The organism is Bacillus sp. ISL-46 (genome assembly GCF_018613205.1).
This window is the reverse complement of record NZ_JAGGQR010000027.1, coordinates 191,103-203,517: the sequence shown is the minus strand read 5'-3', so window position 1 is coordinate 203,517 and position 12,415 is coordinate 191,103. Positions and strand designations below refer to the sequence as shown.

The window sequence follows — 12,415 nt, the reverse complement described above, 5'->3', positions numbered from 1 at the left end:
CAACTGCTAGTTTTAGGGCTTTGCAGAACCACGCGAGGTACAAGCCCTTACTTAAGCTTATGCACCGCTTCGATAAAAATGTCTCCCCTGACCTCAAAAGTTTTATATTGATCCCAGCTCGCACAAGCAGGAGATAACAATATTACGTCACCTGATTCGGAGTATCGATAAGCTTCAGGCACTGCCTTGTCAACATTATCGACACGGATGATTGTTTTTATTCCAGCCAATGTCCCGATCCGTTCCATCTTAGGAGCGGTTTGCCCAAATGTAATCATTGCTTTTACATTTTTTAAATAAGGCAGGAGCTCATCAAACTCGTTACCGCGATCCAAACCGCCTGCCAGCAGAATAACAGGTGCTTCAAACGCAGCTAAAGCATTAATGGATGCCAGAATATTCGTCGCTTTAGAATCATTATAGAATTTTCTACCGTTCACTTCTGTAACGAATTGCAGGCGGTGCCTGACACCAGTAAATGTACGCAGAACCCTTTGAATCGCGCTATTTTCTACGCCTGAAAGCTTTGCCGCAGCCATAGCAGATAAAATATTTTCAAGATTGTGGTTGCCCGGCAGAGCTATTTTCTCAATTTCCATCACTTTTTCTCTATTAAATATAATCCAACCATCGGAAATATAAGCACCTTCCGACAGTTTCTTCTTTGTAGAAAAAGGAATGATGCTGGCCTTAGAGTGACGAGCAACTTCTAAAGTTTCTTCTTGATCCGCATTGACAATGAGATATTCAAGTTCTGTTTGATTTTTTGTGATGTTTGCCTTTGCTGTAATATATTCTTTTTTTGTCCCATGATAATCCAAATGGGCATCATATAAGTTTGTAAGAATGGCAATTTTAGGATTAAAATTGACAATCCCCATTAATTGAAACGAAGATAATTCAATGACAATCGTATTGTCTGCAGTTGCTTCCTCCGCAACACCTGATGCCACTGTACCAATATTCCCTGCAATTAGCGGGTTCTTTTCATCCTCTTTCAACATTTCATAGACTAAAGTTGTCGTAGTTGTTTTCCCGTTTGTTCCTGTAATAGCAATAAATGGGGCTTCCGAAACCTCATACGCAAGCTCTACCTCGGTGATTACCGGAATTCCTTTTTCAATAGCTCCAGCAATCATTGGGTTGTTATAAGGAATACCTGGATTCTTAACGATCAGCTCGAAGCCTTCATCAAGAAGTTCAATAGGATGTTCACCACAAATCACTTTTATCCCTTGTTCTAATAGCCCTTGTGCCTCAGGATTTTCCGAGAATGGCTTTTTATCATTAACCGTCACAAATGCTCCAAGCTTATGTAATAGAGCGGCTGCTGTTACCCCGCTTTTCGCCAAACCAAGGACAAGAATTTTTTTATGACTGAAAGTTTTAATCTGTTTCAATTTATAACCACACCTCTATATAGATTCCTAGTATCGCAAGGATTAATCCAACACTCCAAAAAGTGACGACAACACGCCATTCCGACCAACCTACTAATTCATAATGGTGATGCAATGGGCTCATACGGAAAATCCGTTTACCGGTTGTTTTAAAGGAGATAACCTGTAAAATAACGGATAATGTTTCAATGACAAATACTCCTCCGATAATGATAAGCAAAATTTCAAGTTTGGTAAGAATTGCGATAGTGGCAATTGCCCCTCCAAGGGCAAGTGAACCGGTATCTCCCATGAAAACCTTGGCTGGATGGGCGTTAAACACCAAGAACCCTAACACAGCTCCTACAACCGCCACAGAAAATATCGCAATTTCCATCTGTGATTGATTCCAAGCAAGTACTGCTAGTGCACCAAAAGCAATTGCTGCGGTACCTGACACCAGGCCATCAAGTCCATCGGTTAAGTTGACCGCATTTGAAAAGCCAACTAACCAGAATATGATGAAAAAGATGAAAAACCAGCCTAAATCAAATGTTGTTTCAGTAAAAGGGATACTAATTTCGGTAGAGAAACCTTGTTGTTTATAGATAAGATAAAAGATAATTGAAATAATGATTTGACCTGCTAGCTTTTGTTTAGAGGTTAATCCTAAATTCCGTTTTAACGCGACTTTGATAAAATCGTCTAAAAAACCAAGCAATCCAAAACCAAGCGTTACAAGAAGCAGCAAATATGTTTTAACGGTCGGTTCAGAAAATTTTCCAGTCATTACAAGTGTCGTAATAACGATCGAAAACAAGATCATCACACCACCCATGGTTGGTGTGCCAGATTTTTTCTGGTGGGATTTTGGCCCTTCTTCACGAATGCTTTGTCCAAATTTCAACCTTCTTAAGAAGGGAATAAATACAGGAGAAAGCAATACTGATATAAGAAAGCCCATAATTATTGTAAAAAAAATAACTTGCTCGAGCATTTTATTCCCTCCTTTCAGGTTTGTTTTTATTAATTACCTCGTTTAATAACACAGATATATCATATGTTTCGTTATTTTTATTAAGAAGTTTTTTATTTGAAAATTTAAAGTTAGTTATCGCCATAATTTTGTCTGTTTCTCCATTTAATTTTTCAATATATCTATTTAAAATTGTTACAATTGCATCAGCAGGATCGTTTGTAAAAAATACTGGAAAATGGTTCGGAGTATACCTTGGAAGATCGTGTTCTTGATTCCAAATAGCTGCGATTGCTCCATTGGCAATCGCTTCTGAAAGCTCACCATACATTCCGTTATATGACACAAATAATCCTTTTGGCTGCGCTTCGTTTGCTTGGTCGCTAACCGAAGCAAACAAAAAATCGTCTTGGATTCCACAGCTAGAATCAAATAGACCTCCCAAGTCTTTCAAAGCTAAATACATAGCTATCTCCCCTCAATCGCTTCCCGTGCTACCAGCCTGTCATCAAAATCGTGAACGACATTGCCAATAATTTGATATGTTTCATGGCCCTTACCGGCTATTAAGATCACATCTCCTGTTGTTGCCTGTTGTATTGCTGTATGAATCGCTTCTTTACGGTCAGGTATGATCTTATATTTTTCACCCTCAACCCCCGCTTCCATTTCCTTCAATATTGCTAATGGGTCTTCACTTCTAGGGTTATCTGACGTGAGGATAGGATCTGTGGCCAATTGACAGGCTATCTGAGCCATCAATGGCCGCTTCGTACGATCTCGATCTCCACCGCAGCCTACGATGACGAAGATTCTTTTTTTGGCAAAATGCTGAACCGTCTTTAATACATTTTCAAGGCTGTCAGGTGTATGGGCATAGTCAACAATAACCGTGAAATCTTGTCCTGCATTTACAAGTTCAAACCTTCCTGATACACCTTCTACACTTTCAATGGATTTAATAATTTCATTAATTTCGACTCCGGACACAAGTGAGGCAGCAATACTTGCTAAAACATTATAAACACTGAATTTCCCAATTAATTGCATTTGGATCGGAAATTTTTCCGTTTCGACAAAAAGATTGAAATGAGTACCAGAGGAAGTCATTTGGATGTTTTTCGCTTGAATATCGGCCTTGTTGTCGATTCCATATGTAATTACATGTGCGGCAGTTGACCTGCTATACATATCAGAGGCAGGGTCGTCTGCATTTAAAACAGCAAATTTTGGTTTATGATGATCAAATGTATTACCGAGCTGGGCAAATAATAAACTCTTCGCACGCTTATATTCATCCATTGTCTTATGATAATCCAGGTGGTCTTGCGTTAGATTTGTAAACACTGCCACATCATAATCGCAGCCATGGACCCTGCCAAGGTCTAAGGCATGCGAAGAAACCTCCATTACAGCAGTATTTACACCTGCTTCAACCATTTGCTGAAAGGTTTTTTGAAGTATCAAGCTTTCAGGTGTGGTGTTTTTGGTTTCAATCGTCTTTTCAGCTATTTTAGTGTACATCGTGCCAATCAAACCAGTTTTTTGACCAGCATCTACCATTATTTTTTCAATTAAATGACTGGTGGTTGTTTTTCCATTTGTTCCTGTGATCCCAATTAAATGCAGCTTTTTAGTTGGCTGCCCATAAAGAGTATCAGCTAACACAGCCATTGCTCTTGTTGTATCTTTTACAAGAATAACAGGCACATCAAGTGATAACGGACGTTCCGCAAGTATGGCTGCTGCGCCGTTTTTGACAGCTGATTCTGCAAAATCATGACCATCATCTGTATAACCTTTAATACAAATAAATAAGCTCCCTTTTTGCACCTTCCGATTATCGTTTTCGATCGATGTAATTTCCAGATCTTCACCTTTAAAAGGAACTAAAAGATGCAAATTCTTAAGCAGCTTTTGTAGCTTCATTTCTCTCAAATCCTCTCATGACCGTACATACATATTACCAGTATTTACCTCAAAATTCTTCTTAACGAAAGTTCCATCTTATTTTACATTAAAATATTTTATTTTGCTATTTAGTTATATAAGCTTAAAGAAAAAATTAGGCGGCGGAAAACATTCCGACCGCCCTAACAATAAAAAATTCAACTCGAGTTATTCTTCTTTACCAAAATAAAGCCTAATTTTTGACCCTTCCTTCACTTTGGTTCCGGCTACAGGAGATTGGCTAATAACCACATCTCCCTCCCCGCTGGCATCTACCTTTAAGTTAATAAGCTGATCCATTAACTCCATTTTTGTTAAACCGGTAAAATCAGGAAGTTTTATTAAAGGAGTATCTGGCCATTTTAGTTCTTTTTCAATTTGATCCTTCCTCGGCTCAACCCCCATTGCTTTCATGCTATCTTTCATAATATTACCTACAATTGGAGCGGTAATGGTTCCCCCAAATGCCGTAACTCCTTTTGGGTTATCAACAGCAACATAAACGACAATCTGTGGGTCATCAGCAGGGGCAAAGCCCATAAAAGAAACAATAAAGTTATTTTCTAAGTATCTGCCGTTTTGTGCTTTTTGCGCAGTCCCTGTTTTACCACCAACACGATAGCCTTCAACAAATGCCCTGCCACCTGTCCCTTGGGCCACTACACTTTCAAGTGCATGGCGGATTTCCTTTGAAGTTTTCTCGGAAATTACTCTTCTTTTTTCAACAGGAGAATTCCTCATTACAATCTCTTTGGTTACAGGATCAATTAACTCTTTCGCAATGAACGGCTTGTATAATATTCCGCCATTGACCGCTGCTGACACTGCGGTTACCTGCTGGATCGGTGTTACAGATACTCCTTGTCCAAAAGCAGTTGTTGCCTGTTCAACAGGACCTACGCGGTTCAAATTAAATAAAATCCCTGTTCCTTCACCTTGTAAATCAATTCCAGTTTTCTGACCAAATCCAAAATCCTTAACATATTTAAAAAGCTTTTCTTTTCCTAGTCGTTCACCTAATTCAACAAATCCAGGGTTACACGAGTTTTCAACAACCTCTAAAAATGTTTGATCACCATGCCCGCCCCGCTTCCAGCATTTTAACCTTGCACCTGCTACTTGAACCGACCCAGAATCATGGAAATGTTCCTTTTCCAAGTTAACTTTTCCTTCATTCAATGCTGCAGCAAGGGTAATAATTTTAAAAGTTGAACCAGGTTCATAGGTTGACCAAACTGGCAGGTTCCGATTATAGACCTCTTGGGGTACATTCCGGAAATTAGCAGGATCAAAAGTTGGTCTGCTTGACATCGCTAAAATTTCACCACTATTTGGGTTCATAGCAATGGCGATAATACCATCTGGATTGTATTTTGCCTCAGCAATATCTAGTTCTCTTTCGACAATGGTTTGTATCTTTGAATCGATTGTCAGCTTCAAATCGAGACCGTTGATCGGCTGCTCATAATCATCTGCCATATCGTTCATTCTTTCACCTTTAGCATTCGCATAGAACTTAACTGAGCCCCGTTCACCACTTAGCTCTTTATCATAATATTGCTCTAGTCCCATCAACCCCTGGTTGTCCACTCCTGCAAACCCAAGTACATGTGAGAGATAACTCCCCATGGGATAATGACGCTTGGAGTCTTCCCCAATATAGACCCCTTCAAGACCCAGGGATCTGATTTCCTTAGCCTTTTCATGAGAAATTTTTCTGCCTTCCTTTATACGAACAATTCTCTCCTTTAAGGTGATATCCCGGTATGCCTTTTCTTTTGACATATTTAAAACGGAGGCCAGCTTTTCCGCGGTTGTTGCTGGGTCCTTTATTTGTCTTGGGACCACCCAAACAGTGGGGGTACTTATATTCGTTGCCAACGGCACCCCATTACGGTCTACAATTTCTCCTCGTTCAGGTTCGAAAGGGATATTACGGCTCCAAGAGTCTTTTGCTCCTGCAGTCAACCAATCACCCAAAACAAATTGAACATATCCAAGCCGCACATCAATAATTAAGAAGGTTAGAATACCAACGAATAGAGCAATCATTAATCGTTTACGGACAGTTACATTTGAAACTCGCATATTTTGAACGACCCTCCTTTTTCTATCGTTCATTTATATGCTTGTACTTTTTTTATTAGAACGCCGAATAACGTTAATAAATAAGAGAAAATCCCGCTCTAGTAAGCGGGATTAACGTTTAATCTTGGACTATTTCTTCAATGGTTTCTTCTGATTGGTCTTGACCATTTGAATTAGCCTGATTTTCTTGAGTCCACTGTTCTTCAGGAGTTTTTAAATCAACTATTAAGAAATCACCGTTTCGCATAATCGTTTTTGGTTTGATATTTTGTTGAGTTACGTAGCCTTGTCCCTTTGAATTCAGTTTTAAGCCAGCAATATTGGCTACTTTCATTACATCTCTAAGTGACCAGCCTGTCATATCTGGGGCCAGTTTATCTCCATTTGTTTGGATGATTACCTTTTCCCCCTCTAAAACAGTCGTACCTGACTCTGGTAATTGTCTGACAACTTTTGTTCCTTTGCCTATTACAACGGTTTCAATGTCCTTTGCCTTTAGTTCTTTTTCTGTTGCCTCGACCGACTTCCCGATAAAATCTGATAGTTTATTTAATTGTGCTTTTTCACTTTTAGAAGGTTGGATATTTAAATATTGCAAGCTGTTTTTCATGACAGGATTAAAAATAGCCGAGACAGGAAGGGCACCTATGCCGGTTCCATCAAGATCAGGCTGCTGAACAGCAACATATACAATCAACTTGGGATCATCCTTAGGGGCCATGCCTAGAAACGAAAACATATAGTTATCTGCCCCTTGTAAATATCTTCCGTTCGGTCCTGGGATATTAGCTGTCCCCGTTTTACCAGCGACACTGTAGCCATCAATTTTGTAACGGCCACCCGTTCCATTAGGTGAGGTAACCACGGTTTCAAGGATATCACGAACCTGTTTGGCAGTCTCTTTTGATATAGGAGTTGAAACGACCTCAGGAGTGGTTGATTTAATCGTTTCTCCTGTGTCATGATTGACAATTTTTTTGACTACATGCGGCTTTATCATTTTCCCGTCATTAGCTATCGCTGTTGCCGCTTGAATTTGTTGAATCGGTGTAATTGCCGTTCCCTGTCCGTATGCAGTTGTAATTTTTTCAATCGGATAAGTAAACTGAATCTTTCCTGAGGTTTCATCGGGAAGATCAATACCCGTAGGTTTATCAAAACCAAATTTTGTTAAATATTCTCTAAACTTTTCAAAACCCAACTTCTCCTTCGCAATCTTCGCAAATGCAACGTTTGATGAACGTTGCACACCTTCAAGATAGGTGATGGTTCCCCAGCCTGAGTAATTATGGTCATGAATTGCTTTATCCTTTTTGGTAACTTGATAGGAACCAGATTGATAGGTTTCATTCGGATTAAAAACCTTTTCTTGCACCGCTGCTGCAAGTGTAAATATTTTCATTGTCGATCCAGGTTCAAATGAGGTTTCAATAGCTTCATTATGCCAGCCTTTATCAATTCCTTCTTTTGTTTTTGGATGGAAGGACGGCCGTTGCCCCATCGCTAATATTTCTCCTGTTTTCGGATCGGCTACAATCGCAATAATTTTTTGAGGTTTATATTCCTTATCTACCTTGTTCATTGCATCTTCTAAAAAGGTTTGAATTTTTTGGTCTATGGTCAAATAGACATCATTCCCATTTTGAGCAGGAGTAATTTTTTCCTTCTCGTCCGGAAGTATATAGCCCCACAAATCACTCTCAAAATTTAATTTACCATTTTTTCCTGTTAATTCATCATTTAGAATTTTCTCGATTCCCATTTTCCCAATTGATTTAATCGTTTTATCCTTTTGCTCAATCCGGTCTGCATACCCAACTAAATGTGAAGCAAAAACTCCGTTTGGGTAAAAGCGTTTGGACTCACGTAGAAAAGTTATTCCAGGCAACTTTAAATCTTCTATCTTTTTCTTTGTCTGATTAGTAATATCTTTGCCTGCCTTGCCAAACTCAACCTGAAATTTCTTATTTCTTATTCCTGTAGTTAAAATATTATAAATCTCTGACTCATCCATTTCTAAGTATTTAGCTAATTCCTTTGCTGTTTTGTCTGGGTTTTTAACGTGTTGCGGTTTTTTGGGATTCGTCGTCATCTTCTTATCTAAAATAGCGATTAATTTATAGGCATTCGTATCTTCAGCAATTACCCCGCCATTCCGATCAAAGATATCGCCCCTTAAGGCCGCCAAATTCCCTTCCCTGCTATATTTCTCTTGAGCTTTCGCAGCAAGAGGCTGCCCGTCTACTTCTCCAGAGATTTGTATCGAAAAATACCTAAAGAGTAATACAAAAAAGAGCAAGCCAAATAATCCAAATAAAATGGCTGCTCCTGCATTCATATATGGTTGTTTCTTGTTCATTTTAATGCACTACCTTGACATTATTTTCATTTTTAATAAGGCCCATTTCCTTGGCCTTTTGATAAATTCGATCATATGCACTTAATTCGCTTACCTGAACCTGTAAATCACTATTTACCTTCTGTTGTTCGGACACTTTTGCTTCAATAACCTGGATGTCCTTATTGACCTCGTAAATTTTAGATTGGTTCGAAATAATGTGAATCGCCCCAAAACATACAAATCCAGCAAAGGCTAATCCAATTATTTTTTCTCCTGGAGTAAGCCAGGATTTTTTGATAATTACTTGACCTTTTTTTTCGACTTTCTGCTCTGTTTGTTGCTGCTCTAGATACTTCCTGGCAAGATTACTCAAACGCTTCCCCTCCAGATTTTATTCATTTTCTACCACCAATGCCTAGGTGATAGTATTTTTTATAATTTTTCTGCAATACGGAGCTTTGCAGATCGGGCACGATTGTTTTGTTCTAATTCTTCTTCAGATGGAAGAATTGGTTTCCGTGAGATTAGCTTTAAGATCGGTTTATACTCATCTGGAATGATTGGTAAACCTGGAGGTAAATTAGGGGTTTCACTTGCTTTCTTAAGGGCTGCCTTGCAAATCCTGTCCTCTAGAGAATGAAAGGTAATAACACTTATTCTCCCCTCTGGGTTTAATAAGTCAATTGCTTGATTTATAGACTTTTCAAACACAGCTAATTCATCATTAACAGCAATTCTTACTGCTTGAAAAACTCGCTTGGCAGGATGTCCACCTTTTCTTCTAGCAGGTGCTGGAATAGCATCCTTAATCAATTCAACTAATTCTGCCGTTGTTTCAATTGGTTTTGCAAGTCTTGCCGCTTCAATTTTACGTGCTATTTGTTTAGAGAATTTTTCTTCGCCATAGCGGAAAAAGATGCGAACTAAGTCTTCATATGCCCAATGATTAATCACATCATAGGCAGAAACATCAGCATCATTATCCATCCTCATATCGAGTGGTGCATCATGATGATAGCTAAAACCTCTTTCTGGTGTATCCAATTGTGGTGAGGATACCCCAAGATCGTATAGGACTCCGTCAACTTTAGCAATTCCTCGATCATTAAGCTCTTCTTTTAAATATAAGAAATTGCTTTTTATTATCTCTAATCGGTCTCCATATTGTGCCAACTTCTCTTTAGCATGTGCAATAGCTGTCTCATCCTGGTCAAATGCAAATAGTTTACCGCGGGCTCCGAGTTTTGAAAGAATCAAGGAACTGTGTCCCGCCCCACCCAAAGTACAATCAACATAAATACCATCTGACTTAATATTTAATCCATCAACAGCTTCCTTTAACAACACAGTTGTATGTTCAAACATGTAGTAACCACCTTTTCCAATCGAACGATATATAACAGAAAATATATTAACATAATTTATCCATTATATATCAAAGCCAATCATATTTTCTGCAATTTCCGCAAAAGATTCTTCAGACTGTGAAAAATAGTCTTCCCAAATCTGTTTGCTCCAAATTTCAATTCGATTGGAAACACCCAAAATTACACATTCTTTTTCTAGCTTTGCATATTGCAATAGTGGTGCTGGGATATTAATTCTTCCTTGCTTATCAAGTTCACTCTCTGTTGCTCCAGAAAAGAAGAAGCGAGTAAAAGCACGGGCATCTTTTTTTGTCAGAGGTAAGCCTTTTAACTTTTCTTCGATAAGCTCCCACTCTGATATGGGGTAACCAAATAAACATTGATCCAATCCACGTGTGATAATAAACATTTCACCAAGCTCATCACGGAATTTGGAGGGCACAATCATGCGGCCTTTATTATCAATGCTGTGATGGTATTCACCCATGAACATACCCATGACCCCCACTTTCTATTAAAAATGTACCACATTCCCCCACTTTCCACCACCTATTTTTTAACTATTCGCGTTAATTCTTAATTATCCTGTTTCATTAAGTTATTTTTTTACAAAAAAAAGAAAAACTCCACTATGTAAGTGAAGTTTTTCTATATTTTCATGACCTTGTGCCTTCCATCAAATTCGAATCTTCCAGTCATTAAGTCCTTAATAAAATTCAATCCATATTGATTTAGATAATAAAATACATTCCAAACCCTCTCTTGCGGAAAACCATCAGGTCTTAAAGCAAGATCGACACGCGCATATTTTTTGATCATATTATCGTGCTTTAATCTTACTGCTTCATCAAGTTTCTTTTCCAAAAAGTCGATTTCTTTTAATAAGTAACCTTCGTTTTTCTTAAATAATGGTAGGAGGCCGCGGTCTAACTGAGCTGTTTTTGCTTCAATTTGTCTATACTGCTTTACTAAATGGTCTTTAGTAATTGAAAATAGTGACTCTACTTCTTTGTCTTTTATTGCTTCTAGAAATTGGTGTCTTCCTTTGTCCGTTCCAATGCTCAAAACTTCTGCTAAATTTAGATGCAATTCTGCAACATCCGTTTCCACCGATCGATCAAGGATGGTAATATTCAAACGGGGAACGATCGGCGGCATCTTCATATCAAAATGTTCAAAAACTAGTTTGAGTTCTGCCCAGTATGATATTTCACCTGGCCCCGCAATGAAAGCAACAGTTGGAAAGAGCCATTCCTGCATTAACGGACGCGTCACCACATTATTGCTTAAATTTGCCGGATTCTCCTCGGCTAGCACCACTAATTGTTCTCTCGTAAATGCCAAGGTCCCATTTTTCCCCACAAAACGATCATTTCCTCGATCGTACTCAAGTAGAATCCGTTCACTCATTTTCTGATCATAGTAGAATAGGTTGGCATTTTCTTCACTTGCATCAATCGTAATCGGAAAACCCTTTATTCCAATTTCCCTTTGTTGTTCCAATAATTTGTTTGTTATCGCTTCATGGTGAAGAATTTGACTTTTTAAAAATTCTTTCTGCAGCAAACGAAACTCTTTGTTACCTGAATCAACAATTAATAACCCATAATCCTTGAACAATTCCATAATAATATTTGCGAAGAAATCGACGAAGGTGGTTGATATGGATATTTGTTCTTTGGCAAATTCTAATAGTGTATTCGTATGCTCTGTCTCACCGAAATTCTCAATTAGATTATTAACCCATGATAGACAGCTTTCTTTGTTTAACTGAATATCGGAGACCATTTTCTTATTAACTACTCTCTCCGGATAGGTCCATTTATCTACCTTTCGATTAACAGGCACAAACACATGATTAACTTCTTGGAAATCATGATCTTCGCCTGCAATCCAAAATACTGGAACGACTGGTACTCCAAGCTGCTCTTCCTTTTGCTCTGCTAATTTAATAATTGAAATGACTTTATGTATTGAATAAAGCGGCCCTGTGAGGATCCCTGCCTGCTGACCACCAATAACAACGAGGCTATTATTTGTTTTAAGTTTATCAATTGACTTGATAACAGCTTCAGACGATGGAAACTGCTTCATAAAGCTCTCAATGTGTTCAGCAACCTCTACGCGAGGAAATGACCGGTTACTTAGTTCAGAAACCCTTTTGGCATCATCGGTTAATTCATTATACCTGTAATGAAAAAAAGGCTCGATTTCAGTAGACTGTTCCAAATAATTCGAAGCAAACCGATTTGTTGCTGGTAAAGAGAGATTTAAAATCTCCATTCATGTACTTCCTTTCTGATCACCCAAATTC

At 38.5% G+C, this 12,415-nt stretch carries 10 protein-coding genes; all 10 read right to left on the bottom strand.

What is annotated here, in order from left to right; all coding sequences use genetic code 11:
* Positions 1 to 47: 47 nt before the first annotated feature.
* The 10 genes from murD to bshC all read right to left on the bottom strand — a co-directional run bounded on the left by murD (position 48) and on the right by bshC (position 12,384).
* Complete coding sequence (gene murD, locus J7E67_RS16080) at positions 48 to 1,400, bottom strand: UDP-N-acetylmuramoyl-L-alanine--D-glutamate ligase (RefSeq protein ID WP_088086303.1); 1,353 nt, start codon at positions 1,398 to 1,400, stop codon at positions 48 to 50.
* Position 1,401: 1 nt separating this feature from the next.
* Positions 1,402 to 2,376, bottom strand: a complete 975-nt coding sequence (gene mraY / locus J7E67_RS16075) for a phospho-N-acetylmuramoyl-pentapeptide-transferase (protein ID WP_214732335.1) — start codon at positions 2,374 to 2,376, stop codon at positions 1,402 to 1,404.
* 1 nt (position 2,377) lies between these two features.
* Positions 2,378 to 2,821, bottom strand: coding sequence for a hypothetical protein (locus J7E67_RS16070; RefSeq protein WP_214732334.1), 444 nt, complete (start codon positions 2,819 to 2,821; stop codon positions 2,378 to 2,380).
* 2 nt (positions 2,822 to 2,823) lie between these two features.
* A complete protein-coding gene (locus tag J7E67_RS16065; RefSeq protein WP_214732333.1) occupies positions 2,824 to 4,284 on the bottom strand; it encodes a UDP-N-acetylmuramoyl-L-alanyl-D-glutamate--2,6-diaminopimelate ligase in 1,461 nt (486 codons plus the stop codon).
* Between the two features lie 189 nt (positions 4,285 to 4,473).
* On the bottom strand, positions 4,474 to 6,393 hold the full coding sequence (locus tag J7E67_RS16060; RefSeq protein WP_214732332.1) for a stage V sporulation protein D: 1,920 nt from the start codon (positions 6,391 to 6,393) through the stop codon (positions 4,474 to 4,476).
* Between the two features lie 118 nt (positions 6,394 to 6,511).
* Positions 6,512 to 8,752, bottom strand: coding sequence for a penicillin-binding protein (locus J7E67_RS16055; protein ID WP_214732331.1), 2,241 nt, complete (start codon positions 8,750 to 8,752; stop codon positions 6,512 to 6,514).
* A 1-nt stretch (position 8,753) separates the two neighbouring features.
* Positions 8,754 to 9,107 (bottom strand): cell division protein FtsL, encoded by a 354-nt coding sequence (gene ftsL / locus J7E67_RS16050; RefSeq protein ID WP_214732330.1) that lies wholly within the window; start codon positions 9,105 to 9,107, stop codon positions 8,754 to 8,756.
* A gap of 59 nt (positions 9,108 to 9,166) precedes the next feature.
* Positions 9,167 to 10,099 (bottom strand): 16S rRNA (cytosine(1402)-N(4))-methyltransferase RsmH, encoded by a 933-nt coding sequence (gene rsmH / locus J7E67_RS16045; protein WP_214715958.1) that lies wholly within the window; start codon positions 10,097 to 10,099, stop codon positions 9,167 to 9,169.
* Positions 10,100 to 10,162: 63 nt separating this feature from the next.
* The gene (gene mraZ / locus J7E67_RS16040; RefSeq protein WP_066252575.1) at positions 10,163 to 10,594 is read right to left on the bottom strand and encodes a division/cell wall cluster transcriptional repressor MraZ; all 432 of its coding nucleotides are present in this window, start codon (positions 10,592 to 10,594) and stop codon (positions 10,163 to 10,165) included.
* A gap of 155 nt (positions 10,595 to 10,749) precedes the next feature.
* Complete coding sequence (gene bshC, locus J7E67_RS16035) at positions 10,750 to 12,384, bottom strand: bacillithiol biosynthesis cysteine-adding enzyme BshC (RefSeq protein WP_214732329.1); 1,635 nt, start codon at positions 12,382 to 12,384, stop codon at positions 10,750 to 10,752.
* Positions 12,385 to 12,415 lie beyond the last annotated feature (31 nt).

Excerpts from the sequence above, each read along its gene's own strand:
- mraY (WP_214732335.1), bottom strand. The coding sequence starts at position 2,376 with ATGCTCGAGCAAGTTATTTTTTTTACAATAATTATGGGCTTTCTTATA.
- J7E67_RS16070 (WP_214732334.1), bottom strand. The coding sequence starts at position 2,821 with ATGTATTTAGCTTTGAAAGACTTGGGAGGTCTATTTGATTCTAGCTGT.
- J7E67_RS16065 (WP_214732333.1), bottom strand. The coding sequence starts at position 4,284 with ATGAAGCTACAAAAGCTGCTTAAGAATTTGCATCTTTTAGTTCCTTTT.
- J7E67_RS16060 (WP_214732332.1), bottom strand. The coding sequence starts at position 6,393 with ATGCGAGTTTCAAATGTAACTGTCCGTAAACGATTAATGATTGCTCTA.
- J7E67_RS16055 (WP_214732331.1), bottom strand. The coding sequence starts at position 8,752 with ATGAACAAGAAACAACCATATATGAATGCAGGAGCAGCCATTTTATTT.
- rsmH (WP_214715958.1), bottom strand. The coding sequence starts at position 10,099 with ATGTTTGAACATACAACTGTGTTGTTAAAGGAAGCTGTTGATGGATTA.
- mraZ (WP_066252575.1), bottom strand. The coding sequence starts at position 10,594 with ATGTTCATGGGTGAATACCATCACAGCATTGATAATAAAGGCCGCATG.
- bshC (WP_214732329.1), bottom strand. The coding sequence starts at position 12,384 with ATGGAGATTTTAAATCTCTCTTTACCAGCAACAAATCGGTTTGCTTCG.